Raw genomic sequence first — 26073 nt, forward strand, 5'->3', positions numbered from 1 at the left:
GCGCCGATCACCTGAACCCGCTTGATCGAATCCACACCCAGATCCGCCTCCAGATCCATGGTCGGATCGACCATCTCCACCGGATAACCGGTCTTGTCCGCGACCACCTCACGCAGCGCCTGCCGCAAGGCATCACCGGAGAGCGCACTCGGGGCGGGAACTACGGGCTGCGCGGCAACCACAGCGGACGGTAGGGAGGGTGAGGGAGCAGCCGAGGCGGCCGCCGCGTGCACCGGAGCCGCAACCGGAGCTGCCTGCGCAACCGGAGCCGCCTGTTCGAATACCGCTGTGGGGGAAGCGGACTGCGATGCATACGCGGCCGGAGCGGCAAAGCCGGTCCCAGCTGCGGCAGGAGCAAGCGCCGCAGCGCCGTTCGCGGGCACCGTAGAGCTGTTCACGGGAGCGGCGGTGCTGTTCGCCGGGGCGGCAATGCTGTTCGCGGGCGCGCCATTGCGGCCGAGAGCCGGATCGGCGACTGCCCGATCGATGTACGACGGCACCGAATGCGGTCGGGACACCTCCGCGCCGGTCTCCAGTTCGGCCAGCTGTGCCACCACATCACCTGCACGGGAATGGCTTTCGCTGATCGCCACGCCGTGGTCCTTCACGGCTTCGATGGCGCGCACGGTCAGCTCGTCGAGCCCGCCGTGACGCAGTGCGCCCGCCAGATCGCGAGCCAGCTCCAGCTGGCCGTCCAGGTAATGGCGGTGGGTGTCCAAATGCTGCACCAGCGCGCTGTCGAGTGCGCCCGATGCGGGAAGTCGGTACTGCGGGTCGGCTGACACGTGTTTCTCCGGGTTCTCCGAGTGTCCGTTGGACAGGATGGGCACGGGCTGAGGTGCCGGAACAGGTGCGGCCACAAGCGGGGCCCGAGGGGCGAGCTGCGGCGCGGACGACACCTGGGCCGCCGCAGCGAACTGCGGTGCGGGTGCTGCCTGGGCTGCCGCGGCAAACTGCGGAGCAGGCGCCATCTGGGCGGCCGCAGCGAACTCGGGTGCGGGTAGCGTCTGGGCCGCGGGGGCGAGCTGTGGTGCGGGGGCGTCGGTGACGACGCGATAGCCGTTCGAGAGCAGTGCGGCGTGCGCTGCCCGGCGGGTCTCGGGCACGTACTCCGGCGCCGAAAGGGTCACGGCCATAGCCGGTTTGCCCGTGCGCACCGGCGCTCCGGGTGCGGTGTAGCGGTTGATGCCACTCACCTCGAAGCCGAGCACAGCCAGTCGCACCGCCGCGCGCTTGAGCGCGAGATCGCCATTGCCGATGGGTCCGGAATCGGTCGCGATGGCGATCACATCATTGCCGAAGGTGCGCCGCACCAGCGAGGTGAGCACCTGCTTCGGGCCGAACTCCACGAATACCGTGCAGCCGTCGGCCCGCATGGCCGTGAGCGCGTCGTAGAAATCCACCGGGTTGCTCAGCTGAGCGGTCAGCGTGGCGCGATTGCCCTCGACATCGTCGCCGTAGGAAGCGCCCCGGGTATCGGCGTACACGGGAGCGTCCGGAGCGCCGATCTCGATCGCCGCCACCGCCTCCCCGAAGGCCGTCACCGCATGTGCGACATAGGGCGTATGGAAAGCGCCCGACACCGGGAGGTACCGAGTGACCCAGCCCTTTTCGACGCAGCGGTCGTTCACCTCGCCGATGCCGTCCGCGCCACCGCCGACGACCACCTGGTCGACAGCATTGTGGTTGCAGATCCACACGTCCTCGACACCCGCGATGACATCTTCGATATCCGCGCGCGAGGCGCCGATCGCGACCATGGTCCCGGCATCGGTGCCCTCGGGCACGGTCATCGCGACGCCACGCGCCCGGGCCAGTGCGAAGAATTCGGTCGTAGCGACGGCACCGGACGCCCACAGCGCGGTGAGCTCGCCGAAGCTGTGGCCGAGGTAGCCGTCGGCCCGGAAGCCGTAGTCACGAAGCACCCCGAATTGACCGGCAGCGAGCGCACCGATCGCGGGCTGCGCGAATTCGGTACGGCGCAGGTCGATTTCCTGCTCCGCGCGGGTCTCATCATCGAATGCCGGCGGCGGGAACACCACGCCGCCCAGCCGCCGGGCCGCCTCGGCGAATGCAGCGTTGGCGGTATCGAACGCAGCGCCGACCGGCGGATTGTTCAGTGCCGCATCCAGTCCCATATCGACGTACTGGCTGCCCTGGCCCGCGAACAGCGCGCCCACCTTGCGGTCGGGCAGTGCCGCGGCGCGGAAGTACACGCCCTCCGGGTGATCCCAGTGCGCCGCATCGGCATTGCGCACCAGCTCGTCCACCGCGAGTGCACGCAGGTCCGCCGCGGTGTCGTCATCGAGCGAGACGAACCCGACACGCGCGTGGTTCTCCGGAATGTCGCCGCCGTCGGTGCCGTCGGTGCTGCGCACCGCGTCGATCAGTCCGGACACATCCGGGGCATGCCAGATATGCGCCTGCGGGGTGCGGTGCAGGATCTCGAGCTCGTCACGACCGGTGGTCGCCTCTTCGAGCACCACGTGGAAGTTGGTGCCGCCGAAGCCCATTGCCGAAGCCGCCGCCCGACGCACCGGACGGTTGGGGTCCAGAATCCACGGCCGTGTACGGGTGTTCACATAGAAAGGCACTGCGCCCGAAGTGATTGCGACATTGGGAGCATCGACATTGATGGTGCCGGGCAGCACCTTCTGGTGCAGTGCGAGTGCCAGCTTCATGACGCTGGCGGTACCGGCCGCGCCCTTGGTATGCCCGATCTGCGATTTCACGCTGCCCAGCGCGGCGAAGCGGGTCTCCGAAGTCGCGTCCGAGAGCAGCCCTTTGAGCGCCGTCAGCTCGGTCTTGTCACCGACGGCGGTGCCGGTGGCGTGCGCCTCGATCAGCTCGACATCGGCCGGCGAGCAGTCGGCGTCCGCATACGCGCGGTCCAGCGCGACCCGCTGACCTTCCGCACGCGGGGCGTAGATGCTGTTGGCGCGCCCGTCACTGGAGGATCCGATACCGCTGATCACCGCGTAGATCCGGTTCCCGTCGCGGCGCGCATCCTCGAGGCGGCGCAGCGCCAGCATCGAAATGCCTTCGCCCAGCATGGTTCCGTCGGCGTCGGAGGCGAACGGGCTGATGCGATCGGTCGGCGAGAGCGCACCGACCTTGCTGAAGCACATGTAGATGAAGATGGTGTTCTCGGTGTCGACGCCGCCGGTGATCATCATGTCGGCGCGGCCGTCCCGCAGTTCCGCGATGGCCGTGCGAATCGCCGCCAGCGAGGCGGCGCACGCAGCGTCGACGGTGCAGTTCATGCCGCCGAGGCCGAGCCGGTTGGCCACCCGCCCGGCGACCACGTTCGCGAGCAGACCGGGGAACGAATTCTCCTCCCACGGTGCGAAAGCCGCGACAAAGCGCTCGGCGATGGCGTCGGCATCACCCTCGGTGAGACCCACCGAACGCGCCGCCTCCTTGAGTACCGGCGTCGAGAGCCGAGCCGCGAGCGGGTGCATGAGCGGAACCGGACCGGTGGTGCCCAGCACCACGCCGGTGCGCGACGGGTCGTACCACTCGGAATCGGTGGCGCCCGCATCGATGAGCAGGTCCCGTGCCACGCCGAGACTCAGCGTCTGCATGGTGCTGGTGACCTCGAGCTGATTGGGCGGCAGCCCGAACTCGAGCGGATCGAAATCGACGTCGGGCAGGAAAGCCCCACGGCGCGAATAGGTCTTGTCGGGTGTCGCCCGGTCCTGGTCGTAGTAGTCGTCCAGGCTCCAGCGCGAGGCAGGCACCTCCTCGGTGCAGTCCACACCGTCGACAATGTTCTGCCAGTACTCGCGATGATTGCGTGCCTTGGGCAGCAGGCCCGACATCCCGACAATGGCGATCGGGTCGTGTGCCAGGCGTCTGTCGTCCGTCACGGAAATTCCTCTCGAACCGTCGTTGCGCCGGTCAGGCGGCAACGGTGGTGGCGGTGGTCGACGAAATGAGTTCGGCCGCGGCGACGGCGAACAGGCGATGGCCCAGCGGGCTCGGATGCAGACCGTCCTCGGTCCACATCTCCGGCCGCGCCCAGTCGGGACGAGCGGCCAGATCCAGCAGCAGTGCGCCATGATTCGCGGCGACGCGAGCCAGGACGGTATTGGCGAAGTCGAAACGCTCACGCAGCAGGCTGCGGAAGTTCTCCGGAACCGGAAGGCGCGCAGGGATATCCGGGTAATCGGCGGTGATGACTGTGGCGCCACCGGCACACAGGGTGCCGAAGATGGTATTCATATTGGCCTCGAACACCTCCGGGGCGAAGGCGCTGACCAGGTCATTGACCCCGACCACCACGCCGTAGACCCCGGCCCGCGCCGCCGTCGGCAGCTGCACGCGCACCACATCGGAGGTGGTGGCCCCATGCGTGCCGTAATTGCGGATCGCGGCGGGCCGCAACCCCAGCTGGCCGCCCAGCCGCGACACCCAGCCGCGGTAGCCGCCGGACGTGGCCGGGTCCCCGCGACCTTCGACGAAGCTGTCGCCCAGCGCGGTCAGGCCTAGGCCGATCACCGGACAGCTCCAGCATTGCTCTTGCTGACGTGCCGGTCCGCCACGGGGAAGTTGACCAGCTCGTACAGATCGGCCAGTTCCTGCTCACCGAAGTACTTGTCGGGCGAGTACAGGCCGGCGATCAGACCGAAGAAGTGCTTGATGTACTGCGGGTCCATGCTCGTGGCGCGGAATACCGAGTCGTAGTACGGCGTCAGCGACAGCTCGGAGATGGCCTGCGTCAGTTCGTAGGTGCTGGCACTCTGCGCATCACGCTCACGCTGGTACTCCGGCAGCGTCTCCTCGAAAGGCCGCACGCCCGAAAGGCTCTCGTCGACCAGATCCGACAGCAGCTGCGAGTACTTGAACGAGTCGGTGATGCCCCAGCCGGTGAAGGGATCCTTGTGGTAACCGGCATCGCCGACCAGCGCCCAGCCCGGGCCGAAGGACTGGCGGCGGTAGTTGTCGGGGTACAGCATCGGCCGGAACGGCTCCACGCGACGACCCGTATCCGCCAGGCTCACACCGAGTTCCGGATCGATCTGCGACACGATCTCCTGCACGCCGGCATCCGGATCGGTGCGGAACTCGCGGAAGCGATCGCGCTTGCGCATGACCGCGACCAGAGACAGACCGTCATTGGTGGGCCAGGAGGCGAACTGCTGCTCACCGAAACCGGTGCGGTGCTGCATGCCCCAGTCCAGGCCCTCGAAGTAGGAGTAGTAGACGAAGCATGCGGCGGGCGAACCGTCATAGGTCTGCGCGCCGACCGACTTGGCGACAGTGGAATTGGCGCCATCCGCACCGATGACCAGCTGCGCGCGGAACTCCTGCTCCGGCCCCTCGCCGACGCGGCCGCGAATACCGGCCACCCGCTCACCGTCGCGCACCAGTTCGGTGACGGTGAAGCCCTCGATGATCTCGGCGCCGGAAGTGCCCGCCGCGTCGACCAGAATCTTGTCCAGGATGGTGCGTCGCGGGCAGTACACGGCGTCGATGCCGTCGTCGGCCGGATCGGCCATGCCCGTGATGACGATGTCGGTGTAGGTGAAGTTCAACTGCCGGACCGGCGGGCAGCCGGTGGCGATCACCTCGTCGAGCAGGCCCCAGGACTTCAGGAAGCCCAGACCGGCCTGGTGGATGTAGTGAGTGGAGGGGGTATCACTCGGGAAGGTGGCGCGGTCCACCGCGAGCACCCGATATCCCCTGCGTGCCAACAGCATGGCCAGCGGCGCACCGGCCACGCGAGTACCTACAACGATGACGTCATACATGATGTGATCACTTTCGGTGGTCGAATTCCGATTCGAGTCTGTGGCCGCCGGGACGCGAGAACGCCGGTGAGTCAACGCAATTCATCGGCCGATCGGCCCCGGCTATCGCCGTACAGCAGGCACAGCTATTTCGCGGACGTTTACCCGCGCGACATGTAGAGCTGATCGATATCGGCGGAATATGTTTCCGCAATGGTGGCGCGACGCAGTTTCAGTGAGGAAGTCAACAATCCATTGGCCGAGGTGAAATCGCCTGCCACAATGCGAAACTCACGAATCGATTCGGCCTGGGAAACCAGCGAATTCGCCTCGTCCACGGCCGCCTGGATCGCGGTCGCCGGATCTTCGCCGGGATGCGCGCGCTGCCACTGCTCGGCCTGCGCGGCATCCAGGGTCACCAGCGCGGTCACGAAGGACCTGCCCTCCCCGACCACCATGCAATTGCTGACCAGCGGATGCAGCCGCACCCGATCCTCCAGCGGCGTCGGGGCGACGTTCTTGCCGCCCGAGGTCACCAGAATCTCCTTCTTACGGCCGGTGATTCGCAGGTGGCCGTCATCGAGCTCACCGATATCGCCGGTGTGCAGCCAGCCGTCCGCATCCACCGGCCGGTTGTCCGCGGCCGCACCCCAGTAACCGGGTGAGACGTGCGGACCACGCACCAGCACTTCACCATCGGCGTCGGCAATCGCCACGGCCGTTCCCGGAATGGGGCGGCCCACGGTGCCGACCCGATTGGTCTCCGGCGCACTGACCGTCACCGCCGTCGCGGCCTCGGTCAGGCCGTAGCAATTGAGGATCGTCACACCGAATCCGGCGTAGAACCCGGCAGTAGACTCGTCCAGCGAGGCGCCGCCGGAGATCACGTAGCGCAGATTGCCCCCGAGCGCGGCGCCGACGGGATGGTCCGCGGCGAGCGTCTCGCCGGCCGCGAGCGCGCGCAGTCCGTTGACGACGGCCTGGCGTTCACCCTCCTCGGTCAGCATCGAACGGCAGTGCTTGCGAATCTTCTCCAGCGCATAGGGAATCAGCGCCAGGAACGTGGGCCGCACCCGCGCCAGCGCCGGCACCAGCTCCGGAATACCCGGCAGCAGCACCGTGCTCGCACCACCGGCCAGGCAGGCGAACAGCATGGTCTGACCGAAGACGTGCGACAGCGGCAGCGCCAGCGCGGTGACACCCTCGAACAGCGCACCGGTCTGCCGGACCGTATTCGCCGACGACACATACATATTGCGGTGCGTGATCATGCAGCCCTTGGACAGGCCCGTGGTGCCGCTGGTGTAGACGATCATCGCGAGGTCATCGGCGGAGACCTGCGCGGTGCGTTCGTCCAGCGCCGCGGAAATCTCGCCCTGCGACCACCCGGCGATATCGTCGAAACTCCACACCGCGTCCGCGCCCGCCTCTTTCAGACGGGTCGCGTCCTCGGCCGTTTCGGCGGCGAAATACGTGCTGCCACTATCGCGCAGCATGTGCTCGATCTGCGCGGCCGAAGACGTGGGATATACCGGCACCACCACGGCGCCGACCGCGAGCACGGCGCAATCCAGCAGCGCCCACTCGAGACCGGTCCGCCCGAGCACCACCACTCGGTCACCGGCGGCCACCCCGTGCCCGAGCAGGGCCGAAGCCACCGCTCGCACCCGGGTGTCGAGTTCCAGACAGGTCAGGGGTGCACCCTGCGCACCACCCAGCGAATCCCGCAGTGGATGGCTGCGGGCCGCATCGGAGATGATCGAATACAAACTCGCGTTCGCGGGCGGATCGAATCCGTTCCCAGTGATCGACACTGTGTTCACGATACTAATTCTGGTACGCAACAATGATTCTCGTCGCGCCCTGTATCGCTGTTTCTACCGCGCGAAAGTCATCGCCTATCGAAACACCGGAACCGAAACCGGGCGGGCATCATCGAGCTGCGCAGGTTCCTCCAAATCGATGCAATCAAGAAAGGCGGACACCGCCGGATTCGTTTCCGAAGACCGCCACACCGCATACAAATCCAGAGTGGGAACCGGATCCGACAACTTCACCGCGACCGATTTACTGCCCGGTGTGCACATGCCCATGGATATAGCCCTGGGCAATGAGGCGAACCCGACCAGCGGGCGCACCGAAACCATATGCGCGGTAGCACCCGGATCATCGGCATGCTGCGCGACGGACAGAGAGATCCGCGTCTGTGCGGCCGCCCGGAAAATGGTGTCGTACATGGACGGACACTGCTCCCGGGAGAACAGCACGCACTCTTGATCCTGCAGTTCCGCGAATGGCACCCCCGGGCGGTCGGCCCAGCGGTGCTGTCTTCCTACGACCGCGACCAGCGGCACCCTATGGAGGAGCCGCCGGTATCGGAACTCGGCGGTGCTGGGGTGGCCGTAGACGAGTGCGAGATCCAGCGATCCGTCCGAGAGCGCGGACAGCTGGGGGCCGGTCCGCTTCTCCCAGAGTGACACCACGATGTCGGGGTGTCGGTCGGTCATCCGCGCCAGCGCGTCCGGCAGGACATGACGGCTGGCGGGCAGGTTGTAGCCGATATTGAGGGTGCCCGAACGCCCTTCGGCCGTGGCTCGCGCCGAGAGTGCCGCACGTTCCAACTGCGCCACGATCTGGCGGGCCTGCAGTTCGTACTCTCGGCCCGCGGGGGTGAGACGCACTTCGTGTGAATTCCGGGCAACCAGCTGAACACCCAGAGACTTCTCCAGCTTCTGCAGCTGGGCACTGAGACTTGGCTGCGTGAGGTGAAGGCGCTGCGCTGCGCGGCCGAAGTGCAACTCTTCGGCTATGGCGATGAACGAAAGCAAATGCCGGAACTCCATGACGCCGCTCCTTCTGGGTACCCGTTACGTTAGCCACGGCAGATAACCCGCGATGAATCCCAACCACACAGCCGTAACCAACTCGGTTGCCTGCCAGTGAATCTCCTGCGCCGGTTGGGCGGCCGTGGTAGGCGAAACGGCTGGCCACCGTGCGATTCGGGGCCTATGATCGGCCCATCCCTGTGATTCACGTCTCTCAGGAACAATCGCGCGGGCCCGCTCGTTACCACGTGAGGGCGCAAGGGCCAAAAATAAGCCGACAACGGTATGCACGTTGTGCCACCATAGGTTTCGACGATGATCATCCGGCCGAATCGGCCGCGACCAGCAGGAAGGAGGAGGCGGTAATGAATCCGGTGTTCCCCGAGCAGACTTCGAATCTGGCAGGACGGCGAGCTATGCAGATCGACCGCCTCCCGGTGCTCGCGTAGGTATCTCTTCACGAGTACCCCTTCTCACCTTCCTGTTCTGCTCTTCTCACGCTGTGCCCTATTCACGAAACATGGTGACCCCCATGCTGTTCCGTCATTCCGAAGACCCGGAGATAACCACCGACAACTGGATACACACCGGTGTGCTGCTGCTCAATGCCTCCTACGAGGCACTGACCGAGATCCGCGCCGACCGCGCGGTGGTGCTGCTGCTCAGCGGCGCCGCCGAGGCCGTCATCGATCGGCAGCCGCACTTCCCGATCCGCTCGAAGCATGTCGAGATCGTGCTGCCGGAGACCATTCGGCTGCATCGCTACGTCTACCTCGAGCACAAGTTGCTGGTGCACGACGACAACAGCCGCGCCACCCTCCCCGCCATCCTGCGACGCGACCGCTACAAGTGCGGTTACTGCGCCGGCTGGGCCCGCACCGTCGACCACATCCGCCCGCGTTCCCGGGGCGGCCCGAATACCTGGGCCAATCTGGTTGCCGCGTGCGGACCGTGCAATTCCTCCAAGGCCGACCGGACTCCCGAGGAAGCGGGCATGCGCCTGCTGTGGGAGCCGAAGGCCCCGAACGAACTACAGAAGCGACAGCGGCAGCTCTGGAAGGACCTCGCCGCCTCGTAGAGAGCAACACCACGCGTGATCGGTAATGAAAGGAGCAAGATCCGATGACGAAAACAGCCCTTCTGGAGCCGACCCTGGCGGATCTGCTCCCCATCTCCGATTCGAAGGATTACTGGCAGCACGCCGCCTGCAAGGGTGACCCGAACTACGAAGCGTGGTTCCCGTTCCCATCGCAGGACTTCGGCTACGCGCGGCAGATCTGCGCGGGCTGCCCGATCCGCCGCGAATGCGGTGACTTCGCCACCCGTACCGGTCAGTCCGGTGTGTGGGGCGGGCACGAGTACGACCGCGGCAACCTGATCCGCGACTAGCGAATCCGACCGGCGGCCATTCGTTCCCCACGGGGACGAGTGGCCGCCGCCGTCTGCATGGGTGCCGGTCGGCTTTGGCTCAACCGCCTGGTGAAAGTGGCTAAAGCAGCGTGAACATACACTGTGCGGCGTGGGTACTCATCGCGCCGATGGCGGGTCACGAGGTGTCAGCAGGGGACCAGTTCTCGCAGTGGTAGCGGTGATCGTGCTGGCCCTGGCCGTCGTCGGCTGGGTCTGGCTACAACAGCGGTCCAAGGATCGCGACAGTGCGGCCGCCTCGTCCTGTGCGGGCGGCTCCGTCACGCTCAATGTGACGGTCGATCCGGATATCGCGACACCGGTCAAGGCCGCCGCCGAGAAGTTCAATCAAACCAAGCCCCGGGTGCGCGATCACTGCGCTCAGGTCGTGGTCAATCCGCAGGCGTCCGCGGCCATGGTGGCCGCCTTCACCTCGAACGCACCGTGGAATCCGGCGCTCGGGGCGCAGCCGGCGCTGTGGATTCCGGACTCCTCCCGCTCGGTCGAGTTGATGCGGGTGCCCGGGCTCATCGGCGGCACCCCCGCCTCAGTCGCGGAGACTCCGATCGTGCTCGCCGTACCGGACGAATTGCGGCGCGGGCTCGAGACCGCGCAGGTGCACTGGGCGGATCTGGCCAAGCTGCAACAGGGTCCGCTGGGTGATGCCGGGCTTGCGGCCTGGGGCAATCTGCGGCTCGCCATGCCGTCCGGGGATGCCTCGCTCGCCGTGGCGAGCGCTGTCGGCTCGGGCGTCTCGGGCACCGATCCGCTCGACGACAAAGCGGTGCATTCGGGGCAGGTGACCTCTGCGATCTCACTGCTGGCGGCGAATGCGCCCGCCGCCAAGGATCAGCAGAGCGCGCTCACCGATCTGGCGGCCGCGACCGATGCGGCGAAGGCAACTTTGCACGCGGTGCCATCCAATGAGCAGCAGCTCAAGGCCTACCCCGGACTGACCGCATTCCGGCCCAGCGAGAAAGGGCCCGTCGATGATTTCCCGGCCGCCCAGATCACCGGCTCCTGGGTGGATCAGACGCAGAATTCGGTGGCCGGGCTCTTCGCCGACTTCCTGCGCGCACCCGATCAGGCGAAACTGTTCACCGACACTGGTTTCGGCGCCGCTCCCCCGGCCACCGCACCGGTCGCCGCCCGGGCGGTGCTCGAGCAGGTGAACCAGGTGCTGGCGCATCCGGTACTCGGAGTCAGTGCGACAGTCCTGCTCGACGTCTCATCGTCCATGACCACAGCGGACGGCAACACCACCCGCCTCGCCAATTCCATTGCGGCGCTGCAATCCACCATGGGTGTGATGCCGCCGGAGTTCGGGATGGGCGTATGGGCGTACTCGAAGGATCTCGACGGCACCAACCCGTATCGCGTCGTCACCGCGACCGCGCCGCTCACCGACGCCCAGCGCGACAAAATCGGCCAGTCCCTGGGCAATGTCACCGCGAGCACCTCCAAACCCGATCGGACCTATCCGACCGTCGAGGCGGCCTACCGCAATGTGGTGGGCAACTACGCTGCGGCGCGCACCAATTCGATCCTGCTGATCACCGACGGCCCCGAGGACGATTCCACCGTGACCGGCGATCAACTGCTCACCGATATCGCCGCGGTCACCGATCCGGCGCACCCGGTGCGCGTGGACGTCATCGTGATCGGCGGCGCCGGCACCCAGACCCTGCAAACCCTGGCGCAGCGCACCGGCGGGGCCTACACCAAGGTCGACACCGGCAGCAGCCTCGCCTTCGGCACCGCGGTCTCGCACGCACTCACTACGCCCTGACCAGTACCGATCCCCTGCGGTGGCGACCCTGCTCCGGCATGTCGTCACCGTATCGCCCGAACCCCGTGGGAGATTCGAAACAGACGTGGTCCCGATCGGAAACGACCGTGACCACCAGTTTCAAGTTTCGTGATGCTTCACCGACTATCGAAGGGGTTCTCATGGCGCACACCACCACCACGGACACCGAGCATCCGGTACGGCAGGGCTTCGCGGCAGGTACCTCATTCGCAGCGGCAGTCATGCTCCTGGTCATCGGCGTGCTATCGATCCTGCAGGGCATCTCCGCCGCCCGCTCGGACGATCTGCTGGTCGTCGGCACCAACGACTACATCTACAAATTCAACACCTCGGCCTGGGGCTGGATCCACATCGTCATCGGCATCATCGTGGTCCTCACCGCCCTCGGCCTGATGACCGGAGCCACCTGGGCCCGAGCCGCGGCCATCATCATCGCCGCCATTTCCATCGTCGAAAACTTCCTCTGGCTCCCCTACTACCCGGCATGGTCTCTCCTGATCATCGCCCTCGACGTCTTCGTGATCTGGGCAGTCGCCACCTGGAAGCCCGTCACCGTCTAACCCCACCCCGAAGCGCCCCACCGGACTCCGGTGGGGCGCTTTGCCGTTGCCACCACGCCGATCTTTCGTCGTTCCGGCCAGTTCCCGCGCACGATTTCGCCTGGCGCACGAAATCTGCTGCTATTCGCTGCGCTGCCTGCCAACTTCTGCGCGACAGGCTTCACCTTGGCTGCGGTGGAGCGCGCGGGCCGGGGGCGAGGTTGGGGGACTTGTCGGTGGGTGGAACTACGGTGGGGCGGTGAATCGCACTGATCGGCTCTATGCGCTGGTGGAGGAGCTGCGGGCGGTGGCGCCTCGGGTGCGGACTGCGCGGGAGTTGGCTGGGCGGTATGAGGTGAGTGTTCGGACTATCGAGCGGGATATCAGTGCGCTGCAGCAGTCGGGGGTGCCGATTTATGCGGATGTGGGGCGGCGGGGTGGGTATGCGCTGGACAAGCGGATGTCGTTGCCGCCGTTGAATTTCACTGCGGCGGAGTCGGTTGCGCTGGCTGTGGCGTTGGAGCGCAGCTTGGATACGCCGTTCGCGCATGCGGGGCGCAGTGCGTTGCGGAAGATTCTGGCGGCGATGTCGGAGAGTGATGCGGCGTCGGCGCGGGAGTTGGTGGGGCGGGTCGGGCTGATCGAGCGTCATGATCCGGTTGTTGCGCAGGGGATTCCGACACTTGTCGAGGAGGCGGTGCTGAGCCGCCGGGTACTCGAGTTCGGGTATCGGGATCGCTTCGGGGCGGGTACCCGGCGACGGGTCGAACCGATGTTGCTGCTGCACGGGAAGAGCGGGTGGTGCCTGGTGAGCTGGTGCCGGTTGCGGGAGGCGCCGCGCTGTTTCCGTCTCGACCGGATGGTCGACATCATTCTCACCGACGAGCCGATGCCGGTGCGCTCGCTGGAGGGCTGCGATCTCGACATCCCGGAGCACAAACTCCGCATCGTCGCCTTCGGATGAGTTCGGAAAGACCGACAGGGGGTTGTCGCCGGGGAGCGAGATCGTTGGTGCACACCCGCACAACAACATCCTCGGAGGACGAATGACCGCGCCCGCGCACAACACCGTGGCTTGGTTCCAGATCGGCAGCAATGAACCGCAGCAGGTGCAGCAGTTCTACGGCGACCTGTTCGGCTGGACCTTCACCTCGGATCCGCAGTTCGGCGGAAACTACGACCTCGTGACCTACTCCGGCGGCGACCGCCCGCAGGGTGGCCTCGCCCGCACCCCCGACCCGTCGGCGAACCACGCCATTTTCAGCGTGATCGTCGCCGACGTAGCAGCCACCGTGGCCGCCGCCGAACGCCTCGGCGCCAAGGTCCAGGTCCCGGTCACCACCACACCCGCAGGCCTGATCTTCGCCGAACTGCTCGACACCTCGGGCAACCACTTCGGCGTTTTCACCCCCGCCCCGGTCTAACCACCGGCCGGGTTGAACCGACCTGCTCATCGACCAGGAACTGGTGGCGGCACACGCCGGGAAGCGCGCCACCAGTTCCTGGTCGATGGCGACCTATCGCGCCGCTCGCAGTGCGGGCAGCGTTTCCGCGAGGGCGTCGAGCTGGCGGCGGGCGTCGAGTGAACCGACGCGCAGGATCAGGTGCTCGGCGCCCGCGTCGAGGTAGTGGCCCAGCCAGTCGACGCACTGTGCGGGTGAACCACCGAAATACGCTTGGACCGTGGACATTACGTCGAGGGGCCGCCGATAGTACTGGTGGACATAGCCGTCGAGCTCGGCGTGGGCTTTCGCGGAGTCGGCGTCGAGGTTGATCGTCGCGTACAGACCGGCTGTCACCGGCCGGTCCGTAAGATCCCGAATGACAGCCCACCCCCGGGCATACGCATCCGCGTCGGGCAGGAACGGCAGCCACCCGTCGTAATACCGGGCCACGCGCCGTAGCACCCGAGGGGTGTCGCTACCGGCCAACCACAGCGGCGGCCCTGCCGGACTCGCCGCAGGCAGCGCACCCGAAAGATCGTCGAAGTTCCAGTAGCGGCCATCGAAACGACCTCCGCCGGACCAGCTCTCGCGCCAGATCGCCACCGTCTCATCCAAACGGCCCACCCGCTCGTCGAACGGCACACCGATGGCCGCGAATTCTTCACGGCTCTCCGGCAGCGGGAATCCCGCGCCGACACCCAGCACGAGCCTGCCTTCGCTGAGCTGATCCACGGTTGCCGCAGTGTGCGCACCGAGCAGCGGATGGCGCAGGGTCGCGGTCAACGCGGCTGTACCCACCTGCACCCGGGAAGTAGTCGCGGCGACCGCGGCGAGCAGCGGCAGCGGATCGACGCGGGTCCGTGCCAGCGGCGAGTCGCCGATCCATACGGAGTCGAAGCCCGCGTCCTCGGCCGCCGCAGCGAATCTCACCAGCCCCGCGGCATCGTGGCTGCCGGTCATCGCGATTTCGCGGCTCGGCAGCATTACTCCGATTCGAGTCATACAGACGATCCTCGGCGCCACCCGGACAGACGGCAATTACCTTGCAGGTAAAGGCGAATCGGGCTCGATCCGAGAATTGCCCGTTGCTTCAGCTATATCTTACGATATATCTTCAGTACGTGGTTCCACGACGTTTCGGCGGCTTCGAGCCGAGCAGCGGCCGCTTCTTCGGCGCCGGCGAATTGCGGTGGGCGCTCTTGGCGCTGATCGCCGAGCAGCCGGGACACGGGTACGAGCTGATGTCCCGGCTGGAGAAGCGGTGCGGCGGCGCGTATCGGCCCAGTGCCGGTGCGGTGTACCCGACCCTCCAGCAATTGGAGGATGAGGGACTTACTACTCTCGAAATCGACAGTGGCCGTAAGGTTTTCCATATCAGTGCGACTGGGCGCGCCGAGGTGGACCAGCACCTCGGCGAGATCGATCGGATCTGGGCGCGCGCTGACGAACGCGGACAGTGGGGTTTGTTCCGCGATCCCGACGCAGCCGAAATCATCGGGCCCGCACTGCGTTTGTTCAAAACCGCGGTCTCGGCCGTGGTGCATTCGCACGGTGATCCCGCGGTGATCGATCAGGTCCGCGGCATCCTCGCCGATACCACACGCGAACTGCAGCAATTGAAGATCGACAGCAAGCGAGAGCACCGCCGGCGGCGCGGCCGGCAGACCGATTGAACGACTCTGCGAATCGAAGGTATTCCCATGGCGCACACCGACAATCCCGCTCAGACCGGCCTCGACGCCCAGAGATCGCGCGGCCTCGGCGATCTGCTCCTGGACCAGTTCTTCACCAACGGCCGCATCCTGGAAACCGAGCGCATCGCCGCCCGCATGACCCGCCTCCGCATCGGCGGACCGGCGCTACAGAACCTGGACTGGCTTCCCGGACAACACGTGCGGGTAGCCACCGGCGACAGTGCGTCCGGCAATGTCCTCGCACGCGTCGGCGATCTGCGCACGTATTCGGTATGGCACTTCGACCGGGAGAACGGCGAGCTCCACCTGTGCGTGCTCGATCACGGCGACGGCCCCGGCGCACGGTGGGGGCGCAATGCCGTTGTCGGACAGCAGGTCCGATTCCGCGGCCCCGAGGGCTCGTTCACCCTGCGTGCCGACACGACATCAGGCGAGCGGGCGCCGTACCACCTGTTCGCCGGTGAGGAGACCGCATCGGTCGCCCTCGGCGCCATGCTGCGCGCGGTTCCGGACGATATCCCGGTCCACGGCGCGATCGAAACGGCCTCGGCCGAGGATCGCCTCCCACTTCCGCGCGCGGCCGAACTGGCTCATCCGGTGCGCGGCGACGCCTCCGCCGCCCGCTCCGAAATCCTGCTCGACGCGGTCCGCGGCCTCGACCTACCGCCCGCCCCGGGCGTGGCCTACCTCGCCGGCGAGGCCCGCACCATCCAGCAGATCATGAAACATCTGGTCCGCGAACGCCAGTGGCCCCGCCGTGCCATCCTCACCAAGCCCTTCTGGACACCGGGCAAGCGCGGCATGGACTAGCCCCGTCCAGCACGACCAGGGAGCCGGATCGATCAGCGCACCATCCTCCGAAGCGACACGGTCGCCACAACCTCTCATCAAGAGTGCTGCGACGACCGTGTAAACCCCAGAACTCCTTGGGGCACTGCGGGATATCAGTCGGTGTAGGAATCCATCGGCGGGCAGGAGCAGACCAGATTGCGGTCGCCGTACGCACCGTCGATGCGGCGGACCGACGGCCACACCTTGGGGCGGGGGTTACGCAACCCCTGCGGGTAGACGGCGGTTTCGCGGCTGTACGGGTGATCCCACTCGCCGACCAGGCACTGGGCGGTGTGCGGGGCGCCGCGCAGCGGATTGTCCTCCACCGGCCAGACACCGGCTTCGACCTGGTCGATCTCACCCTTGATGGCGATCATGGCCTCGATGAAAGCGTCGATCTCCTCGAGGTTCTCGCTCTCGGTGGGCTCCACCATGAGCGTGCCCGCGACCGGGAAGCTCATGGTCGGCGCATGGAAACCGTAGTCCGCCAGGCGCTTTGCCACATCGTCGACGGTGACGCCGGTGCGCTTGGTGATTTCGCGCAGATCCAGGATGCACTCGTGGGCGACCATGCCGTTGTCGCCGGTGAACAGCACCGGAAAGTGCGGATCCAGCCGTCGCGCAATGTAATTCGCCGAGGCGATCGCCGTCAAAGTCGCGCGGCGCAGGCCGTCCGCACCCATCATGCGAATGTAGGACCAGGTGATCGGCAGAATGGACGCCGAACCGTACTTGGCCGCCGACACCGCGTGCGAGCCCGCTTCCAGCGGATCACCGGGCAGGTACTGGGCGAGGTGCTCGCGCACCGCCACCGGGCCGACACCCGGACCGCCGCCACCGTGCGGAATGCAGAAGGTCTTGTGCAGATTCAGGTGGCTGACATCGCCGCCGAACCGGCCCGGGCGAGCCAGGCCGACAAGGGCATTCAGATTCGCGCCGTCCACGTACACCTGACCGCCCGCATCGTGCACCATGGCGCACAGCTCGGCCACCTCGTGCTCGTACACGCCGTGCGTAGACGGGTAGGTGATCATGATGCAGGCCAGCCGATCGGCATGATCGGCGATCTTGGCGCGCAGATCGTCCAGATCCACATCGCCGTTCTCGCGGGTCTTCACCACCTCCACCCGCATGCCCACCATGGCGGCCGAGGCGGCATTGGTGCCGTGCGCACTGGACGGGATGAGGCACGTATCCCGGTGCGTATCACCGCGATCCAGGTGATAGCGGCGAATGGCCAGCAGTCCGGCGTACTCGCCCTGGCTCCCGGCATTGGGCTGCAACGACACCCGGTCGTATCCGGTCACCGCCGACAGCCAGCCCTCGAGATCCTCGATCAGGCGGATCAGGCCGGGCGCATCCTCGACGGGCGCGTACGGGTGCACCCGATTGAAGCCCGGCCAGGTGATGGACTCCATCTCCGCCGCCGCATTGAGCTTCATGGTGCAGGAACCGAGCGGAATCATGCTGCGGTCCAGCGCAATATCCTTGTCCGACAGCGCGCGCAGGTAGCGCAGCATAGCGGTCTCGGTGCGGTACCGGGTGAACGCCGGCGCGGTCAGGAACTCCGAGGTGCGATTCTCGATGTGCGGCCGCGGCTTCCCGTGGAAGAGCGCGCCCTCGGGACCGACCGGGATCTCCGCGCCGAAGCAATCGAGCACGGCCACCACATGTGCGTCGGTGGTCGCCTCATCGCAGGCGATGCCCACGTGATCGGCGTCGACCAGGCGCAGGTTGATACCGGCCCCCTTGGCCTTGGCCACAATGGCTTCCGCACCGGCCGGCACATTCACCAGCACGGTGTCGAAGAAGCTCTGGTGCACCACCGCATCGCCGAGCCCGGCGGCCAGCCACTGCGCATGCCCGTGCACCCGCCGCGCGATCGACTTCAGCCCGTCCGCACCGTGGTACGAGGCGTACATGGCGGCCACAATGGCCAGCAGCACCTGCGCGGTACAGATATTGGAGGTCGCCTTCTCCCGGCGAATGTGCTGCTCACGAGTCTGCAGCGCGAGCCGGTAGGCGGTATTGCCGTCCGCGTCCACGGAAACGCCGACCAGACGCCCGGGCAGCTGCCGCGCATGCGCGGTATGCACCGCGAGGTATCCGGCATGCGGTCCGCCGAAGCCGAGCGGCACACCGAAACGCTGGGTGGTACCGAAGCAGCAATCCGCGCCCTGCTCCCCCGGCGACGTAATCAGGGTCAGCGCAAGCAGATCCGCGCCCACCGCCACCAATGCCCCACGCGCATGCGCGGACTCGATAACCGGAGCCCAATCCACGACCGCGCCCGAAGCGCCCGGCTGCTGCAGCAGCACGCCGAAGAATTCACCCTCGGGCAGCTCGCCGCGGGACAGATCGGCCTCGACGATCTCGATGCCGAGCGGCTCGGCCCGGGTGAACAGCACGGTCCGAGTCTGCGGGAACAGATCGGCGTCGATGAGCAGCCGCTGCGACCTACTGCGCCGATTGGCCCGCTGCAGCAGCGTCATGGCCTCGGCCGCCGCGGTCGCCTCGTCCAGCATGGAGGCATTGGCGACATCCATACCCGTCAGCTCCGACACCATGGTCTGGAAGTTGAGCAGCGCCTCCAGCCGGCCCTGGCTGATTTCCGGCTGATACGGCGTGTACGCGGTGTACCAAGCCGGGTTCTCGATGAGATTGCGCACCAGCACCGGCGGGGTGAGGGTGTCGTAGTAGCCGAGCCCGATCATGGTGGTGGCCACCGTATTCGAGTTCGCCAGCGCGGCCAGCTCGTCGAGCACCTCGTGCTCGGACACGGCAGGCGGCAGGGTGTCGAGACCATTGGCGGCGGCGCTGTCGAGAATGCTTGCGGGCACGGCTTTCGCGGCGAGTTCGTCCAGCGATTCGACGCCGACGGTTGCGAGAATGCGCTCGAGTTCGCCGCTGTCGGGTCCGATATGACGGTCAGCGAAGGATCGAGTCCAAGTCACGGCTGCTCCAAGGGTGGGCGGGGGGTCGACCACATGGCCGACGCGTCGTCTGCCCTCCCCCTCTGTCTTTGGCGCCTGAGAGATTCGGGCCCCGGCCAGCTTGTGGCCGTATCCCTTTCACCATGGGCGGGTGGCTCGGTGGCCACCACTTTCCAGAGGCGTCGAAACTCCGCGCGGTCCCTTGTGCCTGAGAGATTGACGGGGAGGTGCTGCTCCTTCGGCGCCCGGTCCGCGCCCTCGGGGGAAGGGCATCAGACTCGGGACTCTCCCGCACGGCTGCGACGCAGTGACAAGTCTAAGGGTCAGCAGGTTACGGGAATGTTGCCTGGGCCTGTTTGAGATCAGTACCGCACCATAAGCCGAGCGCGCCACCTGTGGGCGGCGCGCTCGCGTGCGGGAGTGTTGCGTTCGAAAACGGCTAACCGGTCTTGGCGTTCAATCTGGCCTTGCGACGGTAGGACAGCTCGTCCTCCGGGCGCTCGGTGGCGGTCGCGGACTCGGCCCGCTCGGCCGGGAAATTGGCGATCGCGCCGGTGAGCTCGCGCATGGCGCCGCCGACCGCGATACCGAAAACGCCCTGTCCACCCTGCAGTAAATCGACGACCTCCTCGGCAGAGGAGCATTCGTACACCGTCGCGCCGTCGGAGAAGAGGGTGATCCCGGCCAGATCCTCGACGCCGCGGCTGCGCAGATGATCCACGGCTATGCGGATGTTCTGCAGCGAGATGCCGGCGTCGAGCAGCCGCTTGACGATCTTGAGGACCAGGATGTCCTTGAAGGAGTACAGCCGCTGGCTACCCGATCCGGTCGCGCTGCGAATGGACGGTACGACCAGTCCGGTGCGAGCCCAGTAGTCCAGTTGCCGATAGGTGATTCCGGCGACCTGGCAGGCGCTGGGTACGCGGTACCCGACCAAATCGCTTGGCACCGAGTCATCGGGGAACAGCCCTGGCTGCACCACATCCTGCGTGTGCGGTTGATCTCCCACTGACTACTCCCTACTGCTGGCCTATCAGGGCTCGTGTCTCTCATCAAGACGGTGTTCAAGACTGCTTTTACGACACTGCCTTCATGAACACTGCATCAACGCTGGAGCGTGGCCTAACTGTCGAGGCTACTCCCCTGATTGTCCAGGCAGCATCGGCGTCGAACCAAGCCTGCCGAGCGGCGTGTTTCTCGACCTAAAGTACAGGTCGAGGGATTGATCCGGTCTCGACGCGCTCAGCTGTCGGTGGCCTTGAAATCATCCGGCGAGACCGACTCCAGGAACTCCTTGAACTTCTCGACCTCGTCCTCACGCTCATCGGGCATGACCAGACCGGCCTCCTCCAGCACCGGCTCCTCCGCGTAGATCGGACAACCCACGCGCAGCGCGATGGCGACCGAATCGGACGGACGGGCGGAGATACGCAGATCGTTCTCGAAAACCAGATCGGCGTAGAAGGTCCCCTCCTGCAGATCCACGATCCGTACCTCTTTCAAGGTATGGCCGAGATCCTTGATGAGGATTTTGATGAGATCGTGGGTCAGCGGCCGAATCGGCGTGACGCCCTCTTGTTCCAGCACGATTGCGGTGGCCTCGGCCTGGCCGATCCAGATCGGTAGATACCTGTCGCCCGAAACCTCACGGAGCAACAGCACGGGCTGGTTCTGTGGCTGTTCGACACGGATGCCGATCACACGCATTTCGCTCATGCCCGTACCTCGCTAGCGCTCGGCACAGCCATGCGCGAAGGCGCGCTGTGTTGACTGATTCGCTCGCTGCGCTCACTCATCGCACTGCCTCCCAATACTCGCTGGCCGCCCCCAGCACACGACACAGCGGGGCGAGCCGTAACACCGAGTCTAGGCGAAGATTTCAGCCCCCGAGCGATGCACGCACCGAGGTCTTCACCAGGCATGTGTGCAGTGTCAGCGACAGTGCCGCCAACTCTCGCACGGTCTCCTCCGCACGGGCGCGAGCATCCGCGTCCCGGCTCTTGGCAATGGGCGCCGCGATCTGCGCGACCATTGCCGCCTCCCGATCCGCGGCCAGCTTGAAGGAGCGCAGATGCCTTGCCTCCAAACCGAATTCACTCAACGCCTTGGCGGTACGCGCCAGCGTGACGGCGTCGGCGTCGAAGTAGCCGGCCGCACCGGGCGTGATCAGATTCGCGCGGATCAGTTCGGTGAGGAACTTCTCGTCGATTCCCGCCTGCTGCAACAGATCTGCCCGCGGAACCCGGATCTCATGATCGAACAGGAATTCCTCGGGCGACACCTCACCGGGCACGACACCGAGCCGCCGGAGGCGACTCTCCCCATTGGGGCCCACAGGGTCCCCTCCGGCCCCGCCCGCTCGGGCACGGGCTTCCCGTACCCCGAGCGTCGCGGCGCCACTGTCGATCGCTTCCAGTTGTTCCTTGATCACCTTCAAGGGCAGGTACTGGTCCCGCTGTGCCGTGAGCACGAACCGCAGGCGTTCCACGTCGGCGACGTGGAACCTGCGGTAACCCGAGGGCGTGCGCTCCGGACTGATCAATCCCTCCGATTCGAGGAATCGAATCTTCGAGATCGTGATGTCCGGGAAGTCCGGACGCAGCAGATCCAACACGGAGCCGATCGACATTCCTCCGCGTGTCCATTGCTGCGCTGCGCCAGTCATTCCCGTCGGCCTATAGTGCGCCCGCGTCGCTGTTCTGCGGCCGCGGGCCGGTCAGGAACACGAGACGGAACTTGCCGATCTGGACCTCGTCGCCGTTCTGCAGCTCCGAGGAATCCACCGGCTCCCGGTTCACGTAGGTACCGTTCAAGCTGCCCACATCGACGACCTGGAAGGTGTCGTCATCCTGGCGGAACTCCGCGTGCCGACGGCTGACAGTGACATCGTCGAGAAAGATGTCACTGTCGGGGTGGCGACCCGCGGAGGTGGTGGGCTGATCGAGCAGGAACCGCGAACCGGCATTCGGGCCGCGCTTGACGACCAGCAGGGCTGCGCCCGCAGGCAGACCCTCGACCCCTTGCACCGGCTGCTCGCCGGTCTGCTCGGTGCGCGACGTGTCGACCTCGTTCAGGAAATCAGCGCGGAACACCGAAGTGGTCTCTGCTGCCGTCTCCTGGTAACCCGGGTCCTTGTTCTCGCTCACCCTTGCTCTCCTCCTCGAACCGAATTAATCCATGCAAGCAGTTGATGCCCTCAGCGTGCAGCTGTTGGCATTGACCGTACCCTGCGAGGGCGTACCCGTGCAGGTAGAACTGTGAAGGCTCCTTCAGCCTCCGATAACTCCTTGATAACCTGCGGCATCGAGCAGGTCACCGTACGCGGAGTCGAGCGTTTCGGCGTCCTCGAGCTCGAGCTCGAAGATCCAGCCGTCACCGTAAGGGTCGGTATTGAGGGTCTCCGGCGCAGCCGTCAGAACCTCGTTCACCGCAACGATTTTCCCCGCCAGCGGAGCGTAGATGTCCGAGACGCTCTTGGTGGACTCCACTTCGGCGATGCTGTCGCCATTGGCCACATCGGCATTCGCTTCGGGCAGCTGCACGAAAACGACGTCACCGAGCTGCGACTGGGCGTAGTCGGTGATTCCGACCCGCACCCGGGCCGGGCCGGCGATGCGCACCCATTCGTGTTCTTCGGTGTAGCGCAGGTCGTCGGGTAGGTCGCTCACAGGCGGTGTCCTTTCAACGGGCGGGTCCTCTCGGGATCGGCGTCGATCCGTGTGCAACACACCCTAATGGCTAGCGATCTTGCCTCGACGGGGCCGGTATGGCTCGGGCGACCGCAACGGCCTTGCCCACGTAGAGAATGCCGGTCCAGACGTAGGTCGCGGTACCCCAGATCAGGAATGCCCCGCCGAAGGCCTTGCTGAAACCTGCAGCGGGCCAATCCATCTGACCGGCCAGCGTCCACGGAAAAGCGGACATGAGCGCGAAGGTGGCGGCCTTGCCGAGGTAGATGACCTCGGGCGGCGGCAGCCCGCGGCGCTTGTAGATGCCCAGCGTCAGCGTCAGAATGCCGTCGCGCGCAACAAGAACGATCACCACCCACCAGGGCAGGATGCCGCGAATCAGGAAGCCCACCAGGGTCGCCAGCAGAAAGAGCCGGTCGACCAGCGGGTCCAGGATCGCACCCAGTTTGGAGGACTGGTTCAGCAGCCGGGCCAGCTTGCCGTCCAGGAAATCGGTAAAGGCGCTGGCGATCAGCAGCGCGAAGGCCCAGCCGTCCGCCTTCTGGACCAGCAGCAGCCACAGGAAGACCGGGACGCCGATGAGCCGAATAGCGCTGAGCACATTGGGCACGGTGAGTATGCGGTCGCTGTACACCGGTTCGGCGTTCCGCTCGGTTGTCACAACCCGGTCTTACCGTAATCACCGGCGAGTCACCATACGGGCACGCCGCTGGCCGGTCCGGAGCGGAAACGATATCGTCTCCGCCATACAGGCGGATGACAGAATGAGTGGGGAAGCTTCTCATCTGTCGTCCCCGGCATGCGAGAGGAAACACCATGCCAGACTTCGACTACGACGTCGTGGTGATCGGCTCCGGCTTCGGGGGAAGCGTCAGCGCGCTGCGACTGACGGAAAAGGGCTACCGGGTGGCCGTACTGGAGTCCGGCCGCCGCTGGAACGCCGAGGACATCCCGAACACCAACTGGAATGTGCGCAAGGCGATCTGGGCCCCACGGCTCGGGCTGACCGGCACCCAGCGCATCAGCGTGCTCGGCAAGTGCGCCGTCTTCTCCGCCTCCGGCGTGGGCGGCGGCTCCCTGATCTACGGCAATACCCTGTACGAGCCGCTGCCGGACTTCTACACCGATAAGCAGTGGTCGCACATCACCGACTGGAAATCCGAGCTCGCGCCCTACTACGACCAGGCGCAGCGCATGCTGGGCGTCACGCCCAACCCGCGGATGACGCCCGCCGACGAGGTGATTCGCTCGGTCGCCGAGGATCTGGGCGTCGCCGACACCTTCCACGCCACGAATGTGGGTGTGTTCTTCAATGAGGAAGCCCCGGGCGAAGAGGTGGCCGACCCGTACTTCGGCGGCGCCGGCCCGGCCCGCAACGGGTGTATCCACTGCGCGCGCTGCTTCACGGGCTGCCCGCACAATGCCAAGAACACCACCCCGAAGAACTACCTGTACCTGGCCGAACAGGCCGGCGCCACGGTATTCGCACTGACCACCGTGACCAAGGTGCGGCCGATGACCGGCGGCGGTTACGCCCTGGACACGGTGCGCTCGGATCGCTGGGTTCGCAAGGACCGCAAGACTTTCACCGCCGAACAGGTGGTCTTCGCCGCCGCCGCGCTCGGCACCCAGAAGCTGCTGCACAAGATGCGCGACGATGCGGTGCTGCCGGATCTGTCGCCGCGACTGGGTGAGCTGACCCGCTCCAATTCCGAGGCCATCCTGAATGTGGTGAGCCGGGAGCGTGACGATTTCGCGCAGGGCATCGCCATCACCTCCTCGATTCATCCGGAACCCAACACCCATATCGAGGTGTGCCACTACGGGGCCGGGCAGAACGGGCTGTTCCCGCTGTCGGTGCCGATCGTGGACGGCGGCGCGTTCCGCTTCCTGCGCTTCCTGCTGGCGATGCTGCTGCATCCGCTGGTCTTCGCGCGCAGTCTCAATGCCCGGCGGGCCTCGGACAAATCGGTGATCCTGCTGGTCATGCAGTCCCTGGACAATTCGCTGACCTCCTATCGGCGCTGGGGTCAGCTCAAGACCAAACAGGGCACCGGCAAGCCGAATCCGACCTGGATTCCGATGGCGCACGATGTCGGCCGGCGCTTCGGCGAGAAGGTCGACGGCGATGTGCAGAGCCTGATCATGGATGTGTTCAATATTCCGGCAACGGCCCATTACATCGGTGGCTGTGTGATCGGCGAGGGCCCGGAATCGGGTGTGGTCGATCCGTATCAGCGTGTGTTCGGGTATCCGGGGCTGCACATCGCCGACGGTTCGGCGGTGACCGCGAATCTCGGCGTGAACCCGTCACTGACCATCACCGCGCAGGCCGAGCGCGCAATGGCCTTCTGGCCCAACAGGAATGAGCCCGATCCGCGGCCGCAGCTGGGCAACCCCTACCGCCGCATCAACCCGGTGCCCCCGCTGCAGCCGACGGTGCCGGACTTCGCCGCGGGCGCCCTGCGCCTGCCGATCTTCCCCGTGGAACAACGCAACAACTGATCTCGCAAGAATCGGGGTAACTCCTGGGGTACCCCCACAACCGAGCCACTCACCCAACCGCTGGCCCGGGACACAACCCAACCGCCTTCCCAAATGACCGTTAAAGGTCCGGGGAGGCGGAACGGGAATCGCTGAGCCACTGGGGATTTCCCGCTACCCGTCGAGCGCTCCATGGTGCTCGACGGTAAGTTGGAGTCGGCCTGATCGACCGACACACGACAGGCGGCAAATCTGGGCGATGGGCGCGCTACATCCGTACCATTTCTTAGCAGCACAGCCGGTATCGATTCGACGAGAGAGGTGCAGCGCCGATGCTCGTTCGAGTACAGAACCCCGCTGGTACGCATGCCGAGAAGCTGCTGATCGATTGGCTCCGCACCTGGAAGGGCCGCGGCGACCCCAAGGGTGTCGCCACCGTCAATTGCAGCCTCTTCCACGGTGATCGGCTCTACCCCTTCGACGCGGTCGTCTGGACACCGACCAGCTGCGTGGTGATCGAGGCCGAGGCGCTCTCGGAGAACCTGCAGGGCGAGCTGGAGGTGCCGCTCAACGGCCCGTGGCGGGTCGCCGAGAAGATCATCACCTTCGACGGCACCGATAAGCGCACCCCGCTGGACAAGTCCCGCGATCACACCTTCGCCCTGCAGAACTGGCTGGCCGAGC

23 protein-coding genes and 1 riboswitch are annotated in these 26073 nt (G+C 66.1%); of the genes, 10 read left to right on the plus strand and 13 right to left on the minus strand.

What is annotated here, in order from left to right; all coding sequences use genetic code 11:
• From JWN03_RS28125 to JWN03_RS28145, 5 genes are all read right to left on the minus strand, one after another.
• Nucleotides 1–3869: beta-ketoacyl synthase N-terminal-like domain-containing protein (locus tag JWN03_RS28125; protein WP_297621378.1), on the minus strand; the 3869-nt coding region annotated here is incomplete at its 3' end.
• Between the two features lie 31 nt (nt 3870–3900).
• A complete protein-coding gene (locus JWN03_RS28130) occupies nt 3901–4500 on the minus strand; it encodes an SGNH/GDSL hydrolase family protein (protein ID WP_297621380.1) in 600 nt (199 codons plus the stop codon).
• On the minus strand, nt 4497–5753 hold the full coding sequence (locus JWN03_RS28135; RefSeq protein WP_297621382.1) for an NAD(P)/FAD-dependent oxidoreductase: 1257 nt from the start codon (nt 5751–5753) through the stop codon (nt 4497–4499). Before JWN03_RS28135 ends, JWN03_RS28130 begins: the two co-directional genes overlap by 4 nt.
• A gap of 140 nt (nt 5754–5893) precedes the next feature.
• Nucleotides 5894–7546, minus strand: a complete 1653-nt coding sequence (locus tag JWN03_RS28140; protein ID WP_297621384.1) for an AMP-dependent synthetase/ligase — start codon at nt 7544–7546, stop codon at nt 5894–5896.
• Between the two features lie 84 nt (nt 7547–7630).
• Complete coding sequence (locus JWN03_RS28145; protein WP_297621386.1) at nt 7631–8575, minus strand: LysR family transcriptional regulator; 945 nt, start codon at nt 8573–8575, stop codon at nt 7631–7633.
• Between the two features lie 502 nt (nt 8576–9077).
• Here JWN03_RS28145 and JWN03_RS28150 point away from each other — a divergent pair.
• The 6 genes from JWN03_RS28150 (at nt 9078) to JWN03_RS28175 (ending at nt 13737) form a co-directional block, all read left to right on the plus strand.
• Nucleotides 9078–9635, plus strand: a complete 558-nt coding sequence (locus tag JWN03_RS28150; protein ID WP_441343069.1) for an HNH endonuclease — start codon at nt 9078–9080, stop codon at nt 9633–9635.
• Nucleotides 9636–9679: 44 nt separating this feature from the next.
• A complete protein-coding gene (locus JWN03_RS28155) occupies nt 9680–9946 on the plus strand; it encodes a WhiB family transcriptional regulator (RefSeq protein WP_297621388.1) in 267 nt (88 codons plus the stop codon).
• A 130-nt stretch (nt 9947–10076) separates the two neighbouring features.
• Nucleotides 10077–11753 (plus strand): substrate-binding domain-containing protein, encoded by a 1677-nt coding sequence (locus JWN03_RS28160; RefSeq protein ID WP_297621390.1) that lies wholly within the window; start codon nt 10077–10079, stop codon nt 11751–11753.
• A gap of 161 nt (nt 11754–11914) precedes the next feature.
• A complete protein-coding gene (locus JWN03_RS28165) occupies nt 11915–12334 on the plus strand; it encodes a DUF7144 family membrane protein (protein WP_297621391.1) in 420 nt (139 codons plus the stop codon).
• Between the two features lie 238 nt (nt 12335–12572).
• Nucleotides 12573–13277 (plus strand): helix-turn-helix transcriptional regulator, encoded by a 705-nt coding sequence (locus JWN03_RS28170; protein WP_297621393.1) that lies wholly within the window; start codon nt 12573–12575, stop codon nt 13275–13277.
• Nucleotides 13278–13359: 82 nt separating this feature from the next.
• Nucleotides 13360–13737, plus strand: coding sequence for a VOC family protein (locus JWN03_RS28175; protein ID WP_297621395.1), 378 nt, complete (start codon nt 13360–13362; stop codon nt 13735–13737).
• 93 nt (nt 13738–13830) lie between these two features.
• Here JWN03_RS28175 and JWN03_RS28180 read toward each other — a convergent pair whose 3' ends face one another.
• Complete coding sequence (locus tag JWN03_RS28180) at nt 13831–14760, minus strand: LLM class flavin-dependent oxidoreductase (protein ID WP_297621397.1); 930 nt, start codon at nt 14758–14760, stop codon at nt 13831–13833.
• A 119-nt stretch (nt 14761–14879) separates the two neighbouring features.
• On the opposite strand from JWN03_RS28180, the gene JWN03_RS28185 reads away from it, so the two are divergent.
• Entirely contained in the window at nt 14880–15431 is a 552-nt protein-coding gene (locus JWN03_RS28185) for a PadR family transcriptional regulator (protein WP_297621399.1), read from the plus strand.
• A gap of 27 nt (nt 15432–15458) precedes the next feature.
• Nucleotides 15459–16262, plus strand: coding sequence for a siderophore-interacting protein (locus JWN03_RS28190; RefSeq protein ID WP_297621401.1), 804 nt, complete (start codon nt 15459–15461; stop codon nt 16260–16262).
• 134 nt (nt 16263–16396) lie between these two features.
• Here JWN03_RS28190 and gcvP read toward each other — a convergent pair whose 3' ends face one another.
• The 7 genes from gcvP to JWN03_RS28225 form a co-directional block, all read right to left on the minus strand.
• Entirely contained in the window at nt 16397–19237 is a 2841-nt protein-coding gene (gcvP, locus tag JWN03_RS28195; RefSeq protein WP_297621403.1) for an aminomethyl-transferring glycine dehydrogenase, read from the minus strand.
• Between the two features lie 164 nt (nt 19238–19401).
• Nucleotides 19402–19518: riboswitch (glycine riboswitch) on the minus strand.
• A 137-nt stretch (nt 19519–19655) separates the two neighbouring features.
• Nucleotides 19656–20225, minus strand: coding sequence for a MerR family transcriptional regulator (locus JWN03_RS28200; RefSeq protein WP_297621404.1), 570 nt, complete (start codon nt 20223–20225; stop codon nt 19656–19658).
• 233 nt (nt 20226–20458) lie between these two features.
• Nucleotides 20459–20932, minus strand: coding sequence for a bifunctional nuclease family protein (locus tag JWN03_RS28205; protein WP_067689422.1), 474 nt, complete (start codon nt 20930–20932; stop codon nt 20459–20461).
• Nucleotides 20933–21095: 163 nt separating this feature from the next.
• Nucleotides 21096–21845 (minus strand): transcriptional regulator FtsR, encoded by a 750-nt coding sequence (ftsR, locus tag JWN03_RS28210; RefSeq protein WP_297621407.1) that lies wholly within the window; start codon nt 21843–21845, stop codon nt 21096–21098.
• Between the two features lie 46 nt (nt 21846–21891).
• Nucleotides 21892–22362, minus strand: a complete 471-nt coding sequence (gene garA, locus JWN03_RS28215; RefSeq protein WP_297621409.1) for a glycogen accumulation regulator GarA — start codon at nt 22360–22362, stop codon at nt 21892–21894.
• Between the two features lie 123 nt (nt 22363–22485).
• Nucleotides 22486–22884, minus strand: a complete 399-nt coding sequence (gene gcvH / locus JWN03_RS28220; protein ID WP_297621411.1) for a glycine cleavage system protein GcvH — start codon at nt 22882–22884, stop codon at nt 22486–22488.
• A 70-nt stretch (nt 22885–22954) separates the two neighbouring features.
• Nucleotides 22955–23566 (minus strand): CDP-alcohol phosphatidyltransferase family protein, encoded by a 612-nt coding sequence (locus tag JWN03_RS28225; protein WP_297621412.1) that lies wholly within the window; start codon nt 23564–23566, stop codon nt 22955–22957.
• 155 nt (nt 23567–23721) lie between these two features.
• On the opposite strand from JWN03_RS28225, the gene JWN03_RS28230 reads away from it, so the two are divergent.
• Together JWN03_RS28230 and JWN03_RS28235 are read left to right on the plus strand one after the other, a co-directional pair.
• A complete protein-coding gene (locus tag JWN03_RS28230) occupies nt 23722–25410 on the plus strand; it encodes a GMC oxidoreductase (protein WP_297621414.1) in 1689 nt (562 codons plus the stop codon).
• Nucleotides 25411–25721: 311 nt separating this feature from the next.
• Nucleotides 25722–26073, plus strand: a 352-nt coding sequence (locus JWN03_RS28235; protein WP_297621416.1) for a nuclease-related domain-containing protein, incomplete at its 3' end; no start/stop codon positions are given.

The organism is Nocardia sp. (genome assembly GCF_025465275.1).
In the GTDB taxonomy this organism is placed as follows: Bacteria; Actinomycetota; Actinomycetes; order Mycobacteriales; family Mycobacteriaceae; genus Nocardia.